This window comes from Seohaeicola nanhaiensis (assembly GCF_042654245.1).
Classification (GTDB): Bacteria; Pseudomonadota; Alphaproteobacteria; order Rhodobacterales; family Rhodobacteraceae; genus Seohaeicola_A; species Seohaeicola_A nanhaiensis.
Genome location: NZ_JBHSGI010000002.1, coordinates 383,041 through 401,080 on the forward strand (window position 1 = coordinate 383,041; position 18,040 = coordinate 401,080).

Consider the following 18,040-nt stretch of genomic DNA (forward strand, 5'->3'; position numbering starts at 1 on the left):
TCGCGCGCAAGCTATGAGCGCGCCAAGGGCGGCGTCAAACCGATGCCGTCAGGCAAACTGACCCCGTATCCGGCGGGCCACACCTCATCCCGCGTGAACGAGCGACGAGAACAGCCGCGGCTCCAGACTGGCCGCCGCGAAGGTGTCGCCTTCGAACAGGACCGACACCGCATCATGGCTGTGCAGGCTCTCCTGATGGCTGGCCACGATCCGGAAATCGCCGATGCGCGGATCCGCCTGCAGCTGCGCGCAGAACAGCCGGGCCGCGTCTTCGACAAAGATGGGATTCGCGGCGTTCAGCTCGGCAAACGCCTGCTCGTCCTCGCGCTTCACCATCACCTGCGTTTCGGTGGGCACTGCGCGGCGGCAGAGGTCGATCAGATCCTCGAACCACAGACAGCCCTTGTCGCAATTCACCACCACCGAAATACGTGCGACCGAGCGCTGCGAATGCGGCGTCGCCAGCTGTCCGCGCTGCGACCGGGCGTGTTCGCTCAGCTCCAGCGAACAGGGGCAGGTCGAGGAATAGACATAGTCCAGATGCATGATCTTCTGGCGCACCCCGGCCTGTTCGACCAGTTCCAGGGTGATGTCGTAATACTGATAGCCCGACAGACCCGAGCGCAGGCTGTTCACCTTCATCGGGAAGGAGATACGCATCTGGATGCGGGCGTCGAAACTTTCGAGATCGCTCTTGTAGTCGTCCAGCGCCGCCTCGATCACTTCGAAACTGAAAGTCTTTTCCGAATGGGCATAGAACGAGCGCATGATGCGACTCATGTTGATGCCCTTCTTGTCCGACTCCAGGCTGACGGTCCCGGTCACGCTGGTTTCCAGCGTCAGGTCCCCGTTGTCCCGCGTGTGGAAACGGATCGGCAGACGGAAATTCGAGATTCCGACGTGCTGGATCAGCTGCTTCGCGCCGCGGATCAGGCTGGCAGGCCCGTTCTGCAGGTCCGGGAGGGTTGCCTTATAGGCGTCGTCCGCCGCGAAACCCTCAGGATAGACGCGAGAGAAATCGGGATAGGGAATGCCCACCGCCGGCAATTCCCGCGCCAGGGCTGCGCGATCGGCGGGGGAAGCGCCAGCGGCCCAGCGGCGCAGCAGATCCAGAGCGGCCGTTGCCTCGGCCTGATCCGGCGTGGCGGCAATGTCGGGCTGGTGAACGGTCATGGCAATCCTCACGTCTTCGGACTGTGAATGTAGGGTGTCGCGACATCTTTTGCCACGGATACTTGCACATACGATGCAAACCGCCGCGCCGGATCAATCAGCGGATGGTGCGGCGCTGTTCGCTCTGTCCAACCGCGCCGGCATGTGGCATTGGCTCTCCCGAAATCACGTTACTGCAGGAGCAAACGATGTCGCGCACCGTCTATGTCAACGGCCAATACCTCCCCGAGGAAGAGGCCAGGGTCTCGATCTTCGACCGCGGCTTCCTGATGGCCGATGGCGTCTACGAGGTCACCAGCATCCTGAACGGCAAGCTGATCGACTTCGCCGGCCACGCCGCCCGCCTCGAGCGTTCGTTGAAAGAGCTCGAAATGGCCGCCCCGGCAACCACCGAGGAACTGCTCGAAATTCACCGCGAACTGGTCAAGCGCAACGACATCGACGAAGGCATGATCTATCTCCAGATCACCCGCGGCAACCCCGGCGATCGCGACTTTGCCTTCCCCGACCCCGAAACCACGCCCCCGACCCTGGTCATGTTCACCCAGAGCAAGCCGGGCCTCGCGGCCAACCCCGTCGCGCAGAAGGGTCTCAAGATCATCTCGATCCCCGACATCCGCTGGGGCCGCCGCGACATCAAGACGGTGCAGTTGCTCTATCCGTCGATGGGCAAGATGATGGCCAAGAAGGCGGGCAAGGATGACGCCTGGATGGTCGAGGATGGCACGGTCACCGAGGGCACCTCGAACAACGCCTATATCGTCTCGGGCAATGCAATCATCACCCGCGCGCTGTCCAACGACATCCTGCACGGCATCACCCGTGCCGCCGTCCTGCGCTTTGCCCGCGAGGCGCAGATGGAAGTGATCGAACGCGATTTCACCATCGCCGAGGCCCAGGCCGCGGACGAGGCCTTCATCACTTCGGCCAGTGCCTTCGTCATGCCCGTGGTCGAGATCGATGGCGCCCCCGTTGGCACCGGCACCCCTGGTCGCATCGCGCTCCGTCTCCGTGAGATCTACCTCGACGAAAGCCTCAAGACCGCGATCTGACGACGGTCCGGCGTGTCCGCCTTCCGATTTGGAAGAGCGCCGAAACGACACCTGCCACTATCCCCCAGGCAGGACACCACCCTCTCCCCGTCGGGGGAGAGGGCAAGGGCGACTGGCCCACGCCTGACCTCCGGGTCTCGCTGCGGCATCGCAGACCAGCGCATGGCAGCGGGCGCATTCCTCATGGGCCAAGGGAACTCGCCCGGGTGCCAAAGGTTGTTGCACCAGAAACCGTTCGCAACGCCCCGGGATCACAACCATGTCGCTAACAGCACAGCTGAACGTCACGCCAGACGGCTTCTGCAATCACGCCGATGTAGTGGTCGACGAACAGTTCAATGCCTTCGCGGTCCAGTGCCTCGAAGAGGCAGATCGCCTTCTCCTCGGCCGCAAGACCTTTGACCTCTTTGCAGGCCACTGGCCCCGTGCCGCCAAATACGCGAGTCTTCCCGAGGGCGAGCAGCGCCTTGCCCGTGCGATAGACGACATCGAAAAACTGGTCATCTCACGCAGCCTGTCCGAAAGCGATTGGAAACCAACGTCCATCCTGAGCGATTTCGACGAACCGGCCGCCAGATCGCTGTCGCGGTCCGGCAGAACGATCGTTCTGGGAAGCCCCTCCATCATCTCCCAGCTCGCGGCGTGGGGCGCCCTCGACAGGCTGATGCTGTCCGTCCATCCGGTCATGGGACAAAAGGGTGCAAGGCTTTTCGATGGGCTGGTTCCGAAAACACTGGTGTTCGAGCGCGAGTTTCCTAGCGGATCTTCCGTAAGAACCTATGTTTTTGCCGCTGCCCCCTCGCCTTGAAACGCCTTCCCTGAAACTGGTCACCTGATCGTTCGCCAAAAGGCTGAACGCGACCTGATGTTGACCAACCGCCCCACCCGTCCCTTCCGGCAAGGTCAAAGCCGCACCCTGCGGCTCAAGCAACCCATTCCCCCGCTGACCGTGCCCTGCTAACGTCGCGCCATGACGAACAGCTGGCAGTTCTGGGCCCTCCTCTCCGCAGGCTTCGCCGCCCTGACCGCGATCTTCGCCAAGATCGGGATCGAGGGGGTAAACTCGAACTACGCCACCTTCCTGCGCACCATTGTCGTGGTTCTGGCGCTGGCGGCGCTGCTCTGGGCCACCGGACAAGTCCAGCCCCTCGGCATGCTGTCGGGGCGCACCATAGCTTTCCTGGTCCTGTCGGGGCTGATGACCGGCGCCTCCTGGCTCTGCTATTTTCGCGCGCTCCAGATCGGCAAGGCAGCGCAGGTGGCGCCCGTCGACAAGCTTAGCGTCGTCTTCGTCGCCATCCTCGCGGCGCTCTTCCTTGGCGAGCGACTGTCGCCCGGCGGCTGGGCCGGTGTCGGCCTGATTTCAGCCGGCGCCCTGCTTCTCGCCCTTTCGTAACCCGGAGCCCACCCGAATGACCGTGATACTCTACCTGCTCCTGCTGATCCTCGCGCTGCTGCTCGGCCTGTTCCTGTGGTCGCGCGCGCTGGCCAGCCAGGCCCGCGCCACCGTGCCGCCGGTCGGTCAGATCATGGAGGTCGCCGGCGGCAGCATCCATTACGTCGAGATGGGTCCCGCCGATGCCCCGCCGATCCTTCTGATCCACGGCATCGCCGCCCAGCTCCAGCATTTCACCTATGGCGTCACCGACCTGCTCAGGGACGACTTCCGCCTCATCGTCATCGACCGCCCGGGCTCGGGATATGCGCGGCGGGATAATGACGAGGATGCCGCCCTGCCGGCGCAGGCCGCGATGATCGCCGAGTTCCTCGACCGCAAGAACGTGGGCTCGGCCGTCGTGGCCGGCCATTCTCTGGGCGGCGCGGTGGGCCTTGCCCTCGCGCTCGACCACCCCGAGAAGGTGCGCGCCCTGGCGCTGATCGCCCCCCTGACCCATGTGCAGGACGAAATCCCGCCGATCTTCAAGGGCCTCGAACTGCGCACGCACGCCATGCGCCGCTTCGTGGCCCATGTCTTCGCCCAGCCGGTCGGCAAGCTGACCACCGACAAGGTCCTTGCCTTCGCCTTTGCCCCCGAACATCCCCCCGCCGATTTCATGACCCGCGCCGCCGCCATCCTGGGCCTGCGCCCCGAGGCCTTCATCGGCGCGGCCAGCGATCTCGTGACGCTGGAAGCCACCCTGCCCGCGCAGGTCGCGCGGTATGGCGAACTCGATCTGCCCGGCGGCGTGCTCTATGGCGACAGCGACGTGCTGCTCGACCCGCCGGTGCAGGGCCGTTCGATGACCGCCTATGGCCTGACCTACGACACCCTGCCCGGCCGCGGGCACATGCTGCCGATCACCGCGCCCGCCGAGGTCGCCCGCTTCATCCGCGACGTCGCCGCGCGCGCCCCCGGTGCCCCCACCAAATCATGATTTGTTCAGCCCCGCCCCGATTGGTATAAGCGGCGCAGAAAAAAGCGAGCGGAGGCAGGCACATGGGGTTCCCTGGAACCTGGATGACGACGAGCGAAAGCGTGGTCTACCGGGTGGTGCCAAAATGCGCCTGCTCCACCATCGGCCAGATCCTCTATTATTCCGATCACGGCGCGTTCTTCGACGGCGACATCCACGACTCCACCTCTGGCCTGCACAAATGGGCGCAGGAGGAAAGTCAGGGGCCGATCGCCCGCAACGTCGAGAGCCACGGCTCTTACGCCTTCACCTGCGTGCGCAATCCTTACACCCGCATCCTGTCGTCCTTCTTCGACAAGATCTGCGGCATCCAGCGCAACGGCAAGCGCTACCGCGGCAATCTCGTCCCGACGCTCGCCTATTCCTATGGTGTCGAGGTCGGGGGCGAGGATGGCCGCGGCGACTTCGACCAGATCGCCAGCTTCCGGCGTTTCCTGCTCTTCGCGCGCGACACCATCCGCTGGCGCCGCCCGATGGAGCCCGACATCCACTGGTCGGCCATGTCCGGACATGTGGGCACCTTCATCACCAATGGCGGGCGGTATGACCGGATCATCTGGACCGAAAGGTTCGACGACGGCATGGCCGAGGTCCTGCGCAATATCCAGACGCCCCACCCCGTCGATCTGACAGCCATTCCCCGCTTCAACGAAAGCGCCGGCCACGGACCCGAGCGCCTGCACCCGGTCGAGGACTATTTCGACGACCTCTCGATGCACCTCGTCTACGAAATCTACAAACGCGATTTCGAGCTGTTCCGCTACGATTTCGAGAACCCGGCCAACAAGATGCCGACCGGCGAGATCGACCTCGACGAGGTGCACGCCATCCTCGGCGGCTGAACAGCGTGAACCATATCGACCAACTCGTCTCGGACTATGGGCTGATCGCCCTCTTCCTCGGCTGTTTCTTCGAAGGCGAATCCGTCGCGATTGCCGGCGGGGTGCTGGCGCATCGGCACCTGCTGGTGCTCTGGCAGGCCATCGCGGTGATCGCCGCAGGCGGCTTCTGTTCGGACATGATGTATTTCCTGCTGGGCCGGCTCTTCCGCGACCATAGGTGGGTGCAGTCGTTCAGCCGACGCCCCGGCGTTACCCGTGTCCTGACAGCGGTCGCGCGCAACCCGCGCCGGGTCGCCGCCACCTTCCGTTTCATTCCCGGTGCCCGGATCATAACGCCGCTGGCGCTGGCCCATTCCACGATCACACCGGCCACCTATTTCGGAATAACGGCCGTCACGGCGATGGTCTGGGCCACCGTCTTCGGACTGGTCGGCCACGGTATCGGCACCGCGCTGCACCTTCTGTTTGGCGCAACGCACACCCATTACGTGCTGATTGCAACCGCGTTGGGCTTACTGGCCGCCGCCCTGCTGGCCGCCTGGCACCTGCGTCGCCGCTGAGCCTGTTGCGGATTCCCGCGCCACGCCCTACATCTGCCCGTCATGAGCAAGGACAAGGACAACAAGAACTACAAGCAGATCGCCGAGAACCGGCGGGCGCGGTTCGACTATGCCATCGAGGAAGACCTCGAATGTGGGATCATCCTTGAAGGTTCCGAGGTGAAATCGATGCGCACCGGCGGCACCAATATCGCCGAAAGCTATGCAACCGTCGACAATGGGGAACTCTGGCTGGTCAACTCCTACGTCGCGCCTTACGAGCAGGCCAAGATGTTCCGCCACGAGGAACGCCGCCGGCGCAAGCTGCTGGTCAGCCGCAAGCAATTGTCCGACCTCTGGAACGCGACCCAGCGCAAGGGCATGACCCTTGTGCCGCTCTCGATGTATTTCAACGATCGCGGCATCGCCAAGATCAAGATCGGCGTCGCGAAGGGCAAGCAGAACCACGACAAGCGAGAGACAGCCGCCAAGCGCGACTGGAGCCGCCAGAAGGCGCGGCTGATGAAAGATCACGGCTGAGCGCGCAACCGCACCTCACTCGAGATCGGTCTGAATCCAGCGCGGCGAATGGTGCACGTCGATGGTCTGCATACGCCCGGGCCCGAGGTTGATGAAGCGGTGCGGCACTCCGGCAGGTCCAAGGACCACGTCACCGGCGACCGCATCGACCTCCGTCTCTCCGACAAAGAACCTTGCGCGGCCTTCGATGACCACGAAGGTCTCGTCATAGGGATGCACATGCAGGCGCGGCCCCTCTCCCGGGGTGTCGTTGCCATAGGTCAGAATCGTGACTGGCCCCCTCAGCGCGTCGCCATTGACGAAACCGCGCCAGGCAGCCCCGCCGGCCGGATCGAAAAGCCGCGCCAGCGCGGGCGGCCGTCCGTCGGGTGTCACGGTGTCGGGGTCGAAATCCCTGCGTGCCATGATGGCCTCTCCCTCTGGTGCGGCCGCAACTCTGGACCTGGTTGGTTCCCGAGGCAAGAGACGGCCGCCTGCCCTGGTTGTCGCGCCCGGCGAGACTGATCGGATGGCCGATGTCTCTCAAACCCTTCACCCTGCCTCTTTCGCACAAAAGTTCCTCCACAACCTGCGCCGGATGCGGCTCGCGCGATTGCCGTGACACTGGACACCTCCCTCGGATTCTCCCGCCTAATTGTCCCCCCACAACCCGTCCTGAAAACGTCACTCCCATAATACACAACAAAATCAGATAGTTGACCCCCCGTCCTAGCTGGGACACTTCCAAAACCCCTCTTGCCCTGATCCCCTTGCCCGGCTAGTCAGGGCCATGCATCCGAAGGAGCCCGCCATGGCCGACGATCCCCGCACCCTGGTCTCCACTGACTGGCTGGCGTCCCATATGAAGGACCCCGACCTGCGCATCCTGGACGGCTCTTGGTATCTCCCCGCCGCCAACCGCGACGCCCGCGCCGAATATGACGCTGGCCATATCCCCGGCGCCCGGTTCTTCGATATCGACGAGATCTCCGACCATCGCTCGGACCTTCCCCATATGGCGCCCCCGGCCGAAAAGTTCATGTCCCGCCTGCGCGCGATGGGGGTCGGTGACGGCCATCAGGTCGTGGTCTACGACGGCGCCGGCCTCTCTTCCGCCGCCCGCGTCTGGTGGCTGTTCCGCCTGATGGGCCAGAACGACATCGCCGTTCTGGATGGCGGGCTTCCGAAATGGCAGGCCGAAGGCCGCGAAATCGAGGACATGCCCCCGATGATCCGCGACCGCCACATGACAGTTCGGGTCCAGAACCAGCTGGTGCGCGACGTGACCCAGGTCTCGGCGGCCAGCAAGCTTGGCGATCACGAAATCATCGATGCCCGCTCTCCCGGCCGCTTCCGCGGCGAAGCGGCCGAGCCCCGTCCCGGCCTGCGGTCAGGTCATATTCCGGGATCGAAGAATGTCTTCTACTCGGACCTTCTCAACAAGGACGGCACGATGAAGCCGGTGGCCGAGCTGCGCGAGGTTTTCACCTCTGCCGGCGTCGACCTGTCCAAGCCCGCCATCACCACCTGCGGCTCGGGCGTGACCGCCGCTGTCCTCTCACTTGCGCTCGAACGCATGGGCAAGCGCGATCACGCGCTGTACGACGGCTCGTGGTCCGAATGGGGCGCCTTCTCCACCCTGCCTGTGGCCACCGGAGCCTGACATGTTCGAAAGCCTGAAACCTCAACCTGCCGACAAGATCCTGATGCTGATGCAGACCTTCCGCGACGATCCGCGCGCGGACAAGATCGACCTTGGCGTCGGCGTCTACAAGAACGCCGAAGGTCTGACCCCGGTGATGCGCGCCGTCAAGGCCGCCGAGCGGCGGCTGGTCGACGAGCAGACGACTAAGACCTATGTCGGCTTGCTGGGCGACCCGGCCTATTGTGACGCGATGACCGACCTCGTGCTGGGCGACGCCGTCCCCAAGGCCTCGGTGGCTGCGGCCGCAACACCCGGGGGCACCGGTGCCGTGCGCCAGGCCTTCGAACTGATACGCTACGGCAATCCTGCCGCGCGCGTCTTCGTGTCGGACCCCACCTGGCCGAACCACACGTCGATCCTGAATTATCTGAAGATCCCCATCGTTCCCTACCGCTATTTCGATGCGGAAAGTGGCGGAGTCGACTTCAATGGGATGCTGGAAGATATCTCACAGGCGCGACCCGGCGACGTCATCCTGCTGCATGGCTGCTGCCACAACCCGACCGGCGCAAACCTGAACAAGGTGGAATGGCAGGCGGTTATCGCATCGATGCTCAAAACGGGCGCTCTGCCGATGGTCGATCTGGCCTATCAGGGCTTTGGTGATGGCCTGGAGGAAGATGCGGAAGCGACCCGCATGGTAGCGGCAGCGATGCCCGAGACCCTGATCGCGGCGAGCTGCTCGAAGAATTTCGGGATCTATCGCGAACGCACAGGGCTTTTGATGGCCGTCAGCGCGGATTCCGCAAAGACACCGCTGACGCGGGACACCCTCGCCTTCCTGAACCGACAGAACTATTCCTTTCCGCCGGATCACGGGGCGCGGGTGGTCACGATGATCCTGACCGACCCGGAATTGCGCGCGGACTGGGCCAAGGAACTGGAAGAGACGCGCCTGTCGATGCTGAATCTGCGCCAGCAGCTGGCGGATGAATTGCAGCGGCTGACCGGTTCGGACCGGTTCGCGTTTCTCGCTCAGCATCGAGGCATGTTCTCGCGTCTGGGAGCCAGCGCCGAGAAGGTCGAACAGCTGCGCGCCGAGCATGGCATCTATATGGTCGGCGACAGCCGAATGAACATTGCAGGGCTGAACAGCAAGACAGTCCCGATTCTGGCGCGCGCCATCGCCGACGCTGGTATCTGAAGTCCGGTTCCGCGAGTCCCGACCGCATCAGCGGTCGGGCGTCTGCCAGTCCGAAGGCGGCACCTTGCGGCGACGAAGCCGCAGGGCCAAGCCGATGGCAACACCCACGGCGATTGCGACGGTCAGGTCGGCCACCACCGTGAGCAGAAGCGTCAAGCCGATCAATATCTGATCGGAGCGCTCTGCGTCGAGATAGCCCCGCCATTTGTGTGGCTCGCTCATGTTCCATGCGGTGAGGATCAGCAAACCCGCCAATGCCGGCATGGCCAGGTATCCGGCCAGCGGTGCCGCCACCAGCATCACCACCAGCACCGTCAGGGCATGAACGATCCCCGCCACGGGGGTGCGCCCGCCGGCCCGCACATTGGTGGCCGTGCGAGCGATGGCTCCAGTTGCAGGCAGCCCGCCGAACAGCGCCGAACCAATGTTGGCCGCACCCTGGGCGATGACTTCGGCATTGGGGCGGTGGCGATCCCCGATCATCCGGTCGGCCACCATGGCCGACAGCAGCGACTCGACACCGGCAAGAAAGGCAATCACCAAAGCGGAGGGAAGCAGTTCGACCATCCGCGACAGGCTGAGCGCAGGCAGGGAGGGCATCGGCAAAGCGGACGGCAGGTCTCCGAAGCGGGAGTGAATGGTATCGACCGGCAGATCGAGAAGCGCCACTGCCCCGGAGGTCAGCGCGACCGCAACGATCAGCCCGGGCAGCTTCGGCGCCATCCGGCGGAACACCACGATCAGGACAATTGTGACCAGACCGACACCAAATGCGGTCACGCTAACGCCGGAGCGCGCATCCCAGAGCACGGGCAGCTTTTCCAAGAAATCAGCCGGCACCCTTTCGACCGACATGCCGAGAAGGTCCTTGATCTGGCTGGTTGCGATGATCACGGCTATGCCCATCGTGAAGCCGCTGACGACCGCCTCCGGCACATAGCCGATGAGGTTGCCTGCACGCAGCCAGCCCGCAACCAGCAGGATCGCCCCCGCCATCAATGTAGCCAGAACAAGCCCATCATATCCGTGGGTCGCAACAACTCCGTACACGACAACGATGAACGCTCCGGTCGGCCCGCCAATCTGCACCTTGCTGCCTCCGAGCAGCGAAATCAGAAGGCCGCCCACGATCGCGGTGATCAGGCCCTTGCCCGGATCTGCACCGGAGGCAATGGCGATGGCGAGGCTGAGAGGCAGCGCAACCATGGCAACGCTGATGCCAGCGAGAAGATCGGCCGCGAGTTGCGACCGATCATAGGTCGGCAGAGTTGAAAGTATCTGGGGGCGCATGATGCGCCAGTACTACGCCTTCGAGCTATTTCCGCAAGGCGGAAGAAAGGGGAGCGTCAATTGCCCGCAGCCGTTTCCAGCCCTTCGGGCTTTCCGACCACGATGAAGTGCAGGTTTTCCGGATCGAGCAGGTCTCGAGCCACACGGTTGGCATCTTCCAGCGTCACCGCGTTGACCATGTCATTGCGGTTGGTGACATAGCTGGTCGGAAGGTGCTGCATCTGCATCCCGGCGAGGATTTGCGCGATGTCGGCGTTGGAATCAAACCGAAGGGGATAGGCGCCGGTCAGATAGGTCTTGGCCTCGGCCAGTTCCTTCTCTGACACGCCCTTCTCGGCCAGTTTTGCCCATTCCTCCTGAATGACCTTCACGGCTTCGGCAATGGTCGCGTTGCCCGAGGACACCGAACCGAGGTAGACAGACGCCAGATCCTTGGGGGCCAGATAGGAATACACTCCATAAGTCAGACCGCGCTTTTCGCGAACCTCGGTCATCAGACGGGATTCGAAGCCACCAGCCCCCAGGATCTGGTTCACCACATATGCCGCAAAGAAATCCTTGTCGTCGCGGTCGATCCCCTTCTGTCCGAACACGGCGACGGATTGCGGCGTGTCAAAGTCTATAACCGTTACCCCCCCTGAAATGGTGACATCGGCCTTCGGCGGGAGCGTCGCGCCATGCTCAGGCAAATCGCCGAGCAGAGTATCGACCAATTTTCCGAGTTCTTCGGGGGTGATGTCTCCGACTGCGGACACATACATCCTGTCGCGGGCAAAGACCGCCTTGTGCGCGGCGAACATGTCGTCGCGGGTCAGAGCGGTAACCGACCCAATGGTCCCTTTTCCATCGGTCGCGTAGGGGTGATCGCCGAAGGCCATCGCCGAGAAGGCCTCACCTGCGATGCGGCGCGGATCCTTTGCGTCGGATGCCAGGCCCGAGAGGACCTGAGCGCGAACGCGGTCCACGGCATCCTGGTCGAAGCGCGGTGCGTGGATGGACTGGTGGAGGAGGGCGACAGCCTCGTCGCGGTTTTCGGTGAGAAAACGGGCAGAAATATCGACAGAGTCGTCACTGGCATCATATCCAAACGATGCGGCCAGAGCTTCGAGCGCGCGTGCAAAACCGCGCGAGTCGAGTTCTCCCGAGCCTTCTTCCAGTAACGCAGTCATAAGGTAGACCGCCCCGCGTTTATCAGGTGCATCGAGCGAGGTGCCGCCCTGGAAACCGATCTCAAGCGCGGTAAAGGGAATGGAGTGCTCTTCCACAAGCCAGGCCTTGATGCCCCCGGGCGAGGTCACTTCCTGGATTTTCACCTCGGCCAATGCCGGAATTGCGGCGAGGAAGGTAATCAGGGTCAGGGCAAAACGGATCATTGCGATACCTCTCCGGAGCGCATCAGCCAGCCGGTCACGGAACTCTCATCGCGGAAGACGGCGCGGGCGGCGGCCATGATGTCCTCTGCAGTGACAGACTGCAGAACGTCCGGCCAGTCCTGCACGTCCTTCACGGTCAGCCCGATCGCGAGCGCACGGCCGTATCGGTTGCCGATACCGCTGACATTGTCACGTTCGTAAATCTGCGAAGCGCGCAGCTGCATCTTGATCCGCTCAAGCAGATCCGCGTCGACACCCGTTTTCATGAAATCGGCCAGCGCGTTGTCCAGCGCGTCTTCGGCTTCTTTCAGAGTGACGTCGGCGGCAGGAACGACGACAAGACCGAAGGTGGTCTTGTCCAGCGTGTCACCATTGTAGAAAGCGCTGGAATAGACCGCCGTCTGAGTATCGAATTGCAGTTTTTCGGTCAGAAAGGAAGTGGTGCCACCACCCAGCACCTCGGCCAACAGTTCTAGGGCGGCTGCCTGTTTCTGATCGCCAGTGTTGCGTTCCGGGGCAAGATAGGTGCGATTCACATAAGGCTGGGCGACGCGCGGATCGCGAAACGTCAGTCGGCGGGCAGCGGTCTGCGGCGGTTCCTGCGTGCGATACCTCGGCGGCAAGTTCGGATTTGCCGGCAGCTTGCCATAATATTCCTCGGCGAGGCGCTTCACCTCGTCGGGCTGAACGTCGCCCGAAACCACCAGGATCGCGTTATTGGGCGCGTAGTAGGTATGATAAAAGTCAAGCGCATCAGCCAGCGACAGCTCTTCCATTTCGTGGCGCCAGCCGATGACCGGCGTGCCGTAGCGATGGTTGAGATACTGCGCCGCGTTCATCTGCTCGCCAAACAGCGCGCCGGGGTCGTTGTCGGTGCGCTGGTTGCGCTCTTCGAGGATCACGTTGCGCTCGGTCACGATGTCCTGCTCAGTCAGGCGCAGGTTGACCATGCGATCGGATTCCATTTTCATCATAAGTTCGAGCCGGTCCGCGGCGACCCGCTGGTAATAGGCAGTGTAGTCATAGCTGGTGAACGCATTATCGTTCCCGCCGTTGGCGGCGACTGTAGCCGAAAGCTCTCCGGGCTTCATGGTGTCGGTGCCCTTGAACAACAGGTGCTCCAGGAAATGAGCGACGCCACTTTCCCCAACGGGTTCGTCAGCAGACCCGGCGCGGTACCAGACCATCTGCTGGACCACTGGGGCGCGGTGATCTTCGACCACCACAACCATCATTCCATTATCCAGGGTGAATGAGGTAACCGCTTCGTCGGCGCGCAGGGGAGCGGCCAGTGCCACAACAAGCGCCACGAGGGGCACCATAAAACGCTTCATGAGACGTCCTTTCGTCGCTTGAACCCGAAGTTACGACCAAAGACGCAAGGTTCAAGTCCGCATGCCGGGAATGTGAGCTATTCGGCAGCGCCCGCCACGGCCTAGCGACGGGTCGGGGGCGAAGTCGGCGTCTCTCGGCCGGAGGCACGCCAGCGCTGGGTTTCGTCGAAGGGTTGGATCGACTGTTTGCGATAAGCCTGGGCGTAACGGTCTACAGGGAAGAGACGAATGCGCCCGCTTCGCGCAGCGCGCTTGCGGAAGCTGGCATCGGCTTCGGCGAGTTCGGCCCGCGTGTTCACGGGCACACCATAGCGGCTGGCCGAAGCGACCAGCGCACCATCGGCGGCTGGGACGGCTGTCTGGTCAAGCAGTTCCGGACGGCCACCAAGCGCAGCGACCGCATCGGCGTTGGGTTTCACATCGGTGATATTGGTGCCACCCGGTGTTGGCACAGGCAGCGCGCGCAGTTCAACGGGCATGGTCAGCGGCTTGCTTGGCAAGATCAGGAATTCGTCCGGGCCATCGCTGGGGTTCCGGAGATCGCGCAAACCCTTCTTGCTGCAGCCGGCCACACCGACTGCCAGCGTCAGAATGATCAATCCCATCAAGATCCGCAACGGTTCACTCCCACCTGTTGGTCGTCGTTCTACCCCATATCAACGCCGGGGTCACGATCCCTTTTTGCCGTCAGGCTTGCGCGATTCAAATAGGATCAGGGCCCCCGCACCGAGGAAAATGAAAATATCTGCCACGTTGAACACAAAGGGATTCTGGATGCCGCAGCAGGACATATTCAGGAAATCGAGCACATAGCCATAGGCCAGCCGGTCAATCACATTTCCCATTGCGCCACCGATCAACAAGCCCGCGCCGATCAGGATCGGAAGGTTCGTCGGATGCGATCGGCGCACCCAGAACAGGACCGCAGCGACGACGACGAGCGAAAATCCGATGAGGGCCCAGCGTGCCGCCTCGGTCTCACCCTCGAAAAGTCCGAAGTTGATACCGCGGTTCTCGCCATATCTAAAGGTCAGCAGAGGAGGCAGCACATCGATCTGATGGCGGAACGCAAGGCCCATGCTGTGCACGACGAGATATTTGCTGGCCTGGTCCAGCACCAGCGCGATCAGCGCCGCGAAGGAAAGCGCGCGCATGGGGGCGTCAATGCCTGAAGTGGCGCATGCCGGTGAAGACCATCGCCAGCCCCGCGTCGTCGGCGGCCGCGATAACCTCGGCGTCGCGCATCGAGCCGCCCGGCTGGATCACCGCCGTCGCCCCTGCTGCCGCGGCTTCGAGCAGTCCGTCGGCGAATGGGAAAAAGGCATCGGAGGCTACGACCGCGCCCTTGGCCAGACTCTCGGGGAGGCCGAGGGCATCAGCCATGCGTTGCGCCTTGATGGCAGCAATGGCGGCGCTGTCCACCCGGCTCATCTGGCCGGCACCGACGCCGACGGTCGCGCCATCGCGCGCATAGACGATGGCGTTGGACTTGACGTGCTTGGCGATCTTCCAGGCGAACAGCAGGTCGTTCATCTCCTGGGCGGTGGGCGCGCGCTTGGTCACGACCGTGAGGTCGCTGCGCGCGATGCGTCCAGCGTCGCGGTCCTGCACAAGGAAGCCGCCGGCAACCTGGCGGAAGGTCAATCCCGCCGCCGCCGGATCGGGCAGCGTGTCTGTCAGCATGAGACGCAGGTTCTTCTTCGCGGCGAAGACCGCCAGCGCTGCATCGTCTGCTCCGGGCGCGATCACCACTTCGGTGAAGATTCCGGAAATCGCTTGGGCGGTCACGGCATCGAGCGGGCGGTTCAGCGCGACGATGCCGCCAAAGGCCGAGGTGCGATCGCAGTTGAAAGCCCGTTCGTACGCTTCCAGGAGCGTCTCCCCTGTCGCAACACCGCAGGGGTTGGCGTGCTTGATGATCGCACAGGCCGGCCCCTCGTCAGCCGGGAATTCCGCAACCAGTTCATAGGCTGCATCAGTGTCGTTGATGTTATTGTAGGACAGTTCCTTGCCCTGAACCTGCCGCGCGGTGGCGACACCTGGCCGGCCCGAGCCATCGGTGTAAAAGGCGGCAGACTGATGCGGATTCTCGCCATATCGCAGGGTCTGGGCGAGCGTGCCGGCAAAAGCGCGGCGGCGCGGCGTGGTGTCGCCGGTGGCTTTTGCCATCCAGGCCGACACAGCAGCGTCGTAGGCTGCGGTCCGCGCGTAGGCGGTAGCGGCCAGGCGCCTGCGGAACGCCAGGGAAGTTGCGCCATCGTTGTTGTCGAGTTCTGAAAGCAGGGCGGCGTAGTCCTCCACATCGATCACCACGTTGACAAAGGCGTGGTTCTTGGCGGCGGCACGGATCATCGCCGGTCCGCCGATATCGATGTTCTCGACGCAGTCGTCGTAATCGCCGCCCTTCGCAACGGTTGCTTCGAAGGGGTAGAGATTGACCACCAGCAGGTCGATGGCGCCGATCCCATGTTTTTCCATCGACTCGATATGGCTCTCGTCGTTGCGCAGGGCGAGGAGGCCGCCATGCACCGCCGGGTGCAGGGTCTTGACCCGGCCGTCCATCATCTCGGGGAAACCGGTCAGATCGGCCACGTCCTTCACAGCAAGACCGGCGGCGCGCAGCGCGGTCGCCGTGCCGCCGGTGCTGACCAGTTCAATCCCCCGCGCGGCCAACGCCTGGCCCAGATCGGACAGACCGGTCTTGTCTGAAACGGAAAGCAGGGCGCGGCGGACGGGTTGGAGATCGGTCATGACTGGTCCTAGGTTGGGTCGGCGGTCGCGGCTGGCTTTAGACCATCTGACGAGGAGAGTTAACCGCCTTCTTTGTCGCGTAAGCCTTGATGGGTAAGACGCGGATGCCGACTGGAATTTGCAGCTTCGACAAAGTCCCTGACCGACTGTCGATCTCAGCTTTCGAACACCGGTTCATCGCGGGCGAGGTCGCGCACGGCGACGGCCGTCTCATGCGCCTTTGCCAGGGTCCAGCGGACCCGCGTAGCGTAGTCGAGCGCCCGGCCGGACACAACAATCTGGCGCGTGGCGCGCGGTTTCAAGCGTCCGTTTTCCAGGTAGACGCTAGGCTCCAGAGCGAGTTCGCAGGCACCGTCGTGCCGGAACACCCATATTTCGCCGCTCTTCAGCGCCATCGACACGGCGGCCCCTCCCAGATCGAGTGTCGCGTCGACATCCGGATGCAGGTGAAGCCGGATGTCGAAGGCGATTCCCGCAAGGCTTACCGAATCCATCGCCTTATCGAAGCGTCGCTTGTCGGAATCCTCGACGGCAAGAAGCATGTCCTCGCCGGCCATGCCGCGGCCGTCGAAGGCGAGTTCCAGCGTGCGGGCGTGGGTCAGGCCGAAATTGCGGACATAGCCGTCGTGGCCGCCGCGAAACCGCACGCCGTCGGCCATTTCCGAGAGCTCGATCGGCACCCGCGTGGCAGTATCCTTCAGCGCTTCGACACCTGGATCGCGTGGATTGGAAACAAGCCGGCCGCTGGAATACCCGCCGATGCACAGCGTTGAATGCGACGGAGTGGCCCTGCCTGCCCGCCGCCATTCAGCCCCAAAGGACACACCCGACCCACAGTTGACCACCAAAGGGCGCCTGCCGGAGGTGAGTTCAAAAGCGAGAGTCGAAGCATGCGCGTTCCCCGATGCCGGGCCGGAAGGCGGAAGCGCGGCGTCGATGATCACGCTGGTGCGCCTTGCGCTCATCCGGGCGTAGCCCATGGACAGCCCCTTTGGCTCGCCCGGTTTGACGTGGCTGGCCGCCAACGCGTGGTCGAGACGCCCTTCCAGCCCGCGGCCACCACCGTGGAACCGGGCTAGCCCGCCATCTGCATGGCGCAGGGCGCGCAGAGTCGGCGCAATCCGTTCGATCGCCGCCATATGCGCCTGAGGCGCGCCCCGGCCGGATTCGTGCAGGACCGCGGCGGCCCAGTTGAGCAGGGTGAAGACTTCGAGCAGTTCCTCGGGATTGCGGGTCGGCAGTCCACCCTGGGCGTCGATCTGTAAAGCGCATTCCTGCGCCAACGCCTTGACGGCCGGGTCGGCCATATCCTCTCGACCCTCCAGCGACAGCCCGGTGAAGATCAACCCTGTCAGAGCCTCGAAGCGCGGCAGGCCCGGCGCAGCAGCGCCCCAGCGTTTTGACAGGAACCAGGTCTGCCCTGCCAGCGCCCGGAAGAAGACCTCGCTTTGTTCGCGGCTTTGACCCCGAAGCAGAAAAATCGCATGGTTGATCCAGCGGATGACCCTGCGGCCGGCAAGGTCGGGCGTCCAACCCGGGCCGGTCCCGTTCCCATAGGACTCGATCCAGCCCCAAAGCCAGTTCTGCGCCTTGGCCCGCGCGGCCATGTCGCCGACGGCCGCCAGATCGTCGAGCCAGGCAAACCCGTGCCGCTCCTTGTCGAAGGCAGTTGTCGGTGCGGCCACCTCCCACAGCCGGGTGTCAGGGCTTTCGACGAGATAGCCTGAGAAGAGGATATTTCCGGCGATCAACTGGCGCCCTCGGGCAAAACTGCCAACGGTGCGCGGCTCGGGCTGAGAGACAAATCCTTTGACCGTCTTCTGCCGGCTGCTCAGGCGCGCATATAAACGGTTCAGGAACCGCAACCGCCGGCCGGCCAGGGTATCGGGGGTGGACATGCTCTC

General features: G+C 63.6%; 18 protein-coding genes. 9 read left to right on the forward strand and 9 right to left on the reverse strand.

Features of this window, described 5'->3' with window-relative positions:
- Positions 1-84: 84 nt before the first annotated feature.
- Positions 85-1,173 (reverse strand): GTP cyclohydrolase FolE2, encoded by a 1,089-nt coding sequence (gene folE2 / locus ACFO5X_RS02055; RefSeq protein WP_380715413.1) that lies wholly within the window; start codon positions 1,171-1,173, stop codon positions 85-87.
- Between the two features lie 188 nt (positions 1,174-1,361).
- On the opposite strand from folE2, the gene ACFO5X_RS02060 reads away from it, so the two are divergent.
- The 7 genes from ACFO5X_RS02060 (at position 1,362) to smpB (ending at position 6,560) form a co-directional block, all read left to right on the forward strand.
- Complete coding sequence (locus tag ACFO5X_RS02060; RefSeq protein ID WP_380715415.1) at positions 1,362-2,225, forward strand: D-amino-acid transaminase; 864 nt, start codon at positions 1,362-1,364, stop codon at positions 2,223-2,225.
- Positions 2,226-2,484: 259 nt separating this feature from the next.
- On the forward strand, positions 2,485-3,033 hold the full coding sequence (locus tag ACFO5X_RS02065) for a dihydrofolate reductase family protein (protein WP_380715417.1): 549 nt from the start codon (positions 2,485-2,487) through the stop codon (positions 3,031-3,033).
- Positions 3,034-3,195: 162 nt separating this feature from the next.
- On the forward strand, positions 3,196-3,621 hold the full coding sequence (locus tag ACFO5X_RS02070) for an EamA family transporter (protein ID WP_380715419.1): 426 nt from the start codon (positions 3,196-3,198) through the stop codon (positions 3,619-3,621).
- 16 nt (positions 3,622-3,637) lie between these two features.
- Positions 3,638-4,600, forward strand: coding sequence for an alpha/beta fold hydrolase (locus ACFO5X_RS02075; protein WP_380715420.1), 963 nt, complete (start codon positions 3,638-3,640; stop codon positions 4,598-4,600).
- A 62-nt stretch (positions 4,601-4,662) separates the two neighbouring features.
- Positions 4,663-5,481 (forward strand): sulfotransferase family protein, encoded by an 819-nt coding sequence (locus tag ACFO5X_RS02080; protein WP_380715422.1) that lies wholly within the window; start codon positions 4,663-4,665, stop codon positions 5,479-5,481.
- Positions 5,482-5,486: 5 nt separating this feature from the next.
- Positions 5,487-6,041, forward strand: coding sequence for a DedA family protein (locus ACFO5X_RS02085; protein ID WP_380715423.1), 555 nt, complete (start codon positions 5,487-5,489; stop codon positions 6,039-6,041).
- Between the two features lie 42 nt (positions 6,042-6,083).
- Positions 6,084-6,560: an SsrA-binding protein SmpB gene (gene smpB / locus ACFO5X_RS02090; RefSeq protein ID WP_380715424.1), complete on the forward strand. Its 477-nt coding sequence runs from the start codon at positions 6,084-6,086 to the stop codon at positions 6,558-6,560.
- Positions 6,561-6,575: 15 nt separating this feature from the next.
- Here smpB and ACFO5X_RS02095 read toward each other — a convergent pair whose 3' ends face one another.
- Positions 6,576-6,965, reverse strand: a complete 390-nt coding sequence (locus ACFO5X_RS02095; protein WP_380715426.1) for a cupin domain-containing protein — start codon at positions 6,963-6,965, stop codon at positions 6,576-6,578.
- 385 nt (positions 6,966-7,350) lie between these two features.
- Here ACFO5X_RS02095 and sseA point away from each other — a divergent pair, with 385 nt between their 5' ends.
- Together sseA and ACFO5X_RS02105 are read left to right on the forward strand one after the other, a co-directional pair.
- Entirely contained in the window at positions 7,351-8,202 is an 852-nt protein-coding gene (sseA, locus tag ACFO5X_RS02100) for a 3-mercaptopyruvate sulfurtransferase (RefSeq protein WP_380715428.1), read from the forward strand.
- Between the two features lies 1 nt (position 8,203).
- Positions 8,204-9,388, forward strand: a complete 1,185-nt coding sequence (locus ACFO5X_RS02105) for an amino acid aminotransferase (protein WP_380715430.1) — start codon at positions 8,204-8,206, stop codon at positions 9,386-9,388.
- Positions 9,389-9,415: 27 nt separating this feature from the next.
- On the opposite strand, the gene ACFO5X_RS02110 is transcribed toward ACFO5X_RS02105, so the two are convergent.
- The 7 genes from ACFO5X_RS02110 to ACFO5X_RS02140 all read right to left on the reverse strand — a co-directional run bounded on the left by ACFO5X_RS02110 (position 9,416) and on the right by ACFO5X_RS02140 (position 18,034).
- Complete coding sequence (locus ACFO5X_RS02110) at positions 9,416-10,678, reverse strand: SulP family inorganic anion transporter (protein ID WP_380715432.1); 1,263 nt, start codon at positions 10,676-10,678, stop codon at positions 9,416-9,418.
- A gap of 56 nt (positions 10,679-10,734) precedes the next feature.
- The gene (locus ACFO5X_RS02115; protein WP_380715435.1) at positions 10,735-12,051 is read right to left on the reverse strand and encodes a M16 family metallopeptidase; all 1,317 of its coding nucleotides are present in this window, start codon (positions 12,049-12,051) and stop codon (positions 10,735-10,737) included.
- Positions 12,048-13,373 carry a M16 family metallopeptidase gene (locus ACFO5X_RS02120; protein ID WP_380716360.1) on the reverse strand — a complete coding sequence of 442 codons (1,326 nt, stop codon included), beginning with the start codon at positions 13,371-13,373 and terminating at the stop codon, positions 12,048-12,050. Before ACFO5X_RS02120 ends, ACFO5X_RS02115 begins: the two co-directional genes overlap by 4 nt.
- A 113-nt stretch (positions 13,374-13,486) precedes the next feature.
- Positions 13,487-14,002 (reverse strand): DUF3035 domain-containing protein, encoded by a 516-nt coding sequence (locus ACFO5X_RS02125; RefSeq protein WP_380715437.1) that lies wholly within the window; start codon positions 14,000-14,002, stop codon positions 13,487-13,489.
- 51 nt (positions 14,003-14,053) lie between these two features.
- Positions 14,054-14,539 carry a signal peptidase II gene (lspA, locus tag ACFO5X_RS02130; RefSeq protein WP_380715439.1) on the reverse strand — a complete coding sequence of 162 codons (486 nt, stop codon included), beginning with the start codon at positions 14,537-14,539 and terminating at the stop codon, positions 14,054-14,056.
- Positions 14,540-14,546: 7 nt separating this feature from the next.
- Positions 14,547-16,136 (reverse strand): bifunctional phosphoribosylaminoimidazolecarboxamide formyltransferase/IMP cyclohydrolase, encoded by a 1,590-nt coding sequence (gene purH / locus ACFO5X_RS02135; protein WP_380715441.1) that lies wholly within the window; start codon positions 16,134-16,136, stop codon positions 14,547-14,549.
- A gap of 155 nt (positions 16,137-16,291) precedes the next feature.
- Positions 16,292-18,034: a heparinase II/III family protein gene (locus tag ACFO5X_RS02140; RefSeq protein ID WP_380715442.1), complete on the reverse strand. Its 1,743-nt coding sequence runs from the start codon at positions 18,032-18,034 to the stop codon at positions 16,292-16,294.
- Positions 18,035-18,040: the final 6 nt, after the last annotated feature.

Coding starts and splice junctions, on each gene's coding strand:
- ACFO5X_RS02075 (WP_380715420.1), top strand. CDS start 3,638: ATGACCGTGATACTCTACCTGCTCCTGCTGATCCTCGCGCTGCTGCTC.
- lspA (WP_380715439.1), bottom strand. CDS start 14,539: ATGCGCGCGCTTTCCTTCGCGGCGCTGATCGCGCTGGTGCTGGACCAG.
- sseA (WP_380715428.1), top strand. CDS start 7,351: ATGGCCGACGATCCCCGCACCCTGGTCTCCACTGACTGGCTGGCGTCC.
- purH (WP_380715441.1), bottom strand. CDS start 16,136: ATGACCGATCTCCAACCCGTCCGCCGCGCCCTGCTTTCCGTTTCAGAC.
- ACFO5X_RS02105 (WP_380715430.1), top strand. CDS start 8,204: ATGTTCGAAAGCCTGAAACCTCAACCTGCCGACAAGATCCTGATGCTG.
- ACFO5X_RS02060 (WP_380715415.1), top strand. CDS start 1,362: ATGTCGCGCACCGTCTATGTCAACGGCCAATACCTCCCCGAGGAAGAG.
- smpB (WP_380715424.1), top strand. CDS start 6,084: ATGAGCAAGGACAAGGACAACAAGAACTACAAGCAGATCGCCGAGAAC.
- ACFO5X_RS02140 (WP_380715442.1), bottom strand. CDS start 18,034: ATGTCCACCCCCGATACCCTGGCCGGCCGGCGGTTGCGGTTCCTGAAC.
- ACFO5X_RS02080 (WP_380715422.1), top strand. CDS start 4,663: ATGGGGTTCCCTGGAACCTGGATGACGACGAGCGAAAGCGTGGTCTAC.
- ACFO5X_RS02065 (WP_380715417.1), top strand. CDS start 2,485: ATGTCGCTAACAGCACAGCTGAACGTCACGCCAGACGGCTTCTGCAAT.
- ACFO5X_RS02070 (WP_380715419.1), top strand. CDS start 3,196: ATGACGAACAGCTGGCAGTTCTGGGCCCTCCTCTCCGCAGGCTTCGCC.
- ACFO5X_RS02110 (WP_380715432.1), bottom strand. CDS start 10,678: ATGCGCCCCCAGATACTTTCAACTCTGCCGACCTATGATCGGTCGCAA.
- ACFO5X_RS02115 (WP_380715435.1), bottom strand. CDS start 12,051: ATGATCCGTTTTGCCCTGACCCTGATTACCTTCCTCGCCGCAATTCCG.
- folE2 (WP_380715413.1), bottom strand. CDS start 1,173: ATGACCGTTCACCAGCCCGACATTGCCGCCACGCCGGATCAGGCCGAG.
- ACFO5X_RS02120 (WP_380716360.1), bottom strand. CDS start 13,373: ATGGTGCCCCTCGTGGCGCTTGTTGTGGCACTGGCCGCTCCCCTGCGC.
- ACFO5X_RS02095 (WP_380715426.1), bottom strand. CDS start 6,965: ATGGCACGCAGGGATTTCGACCCCGACACCGTGACACCCGACGGACGG.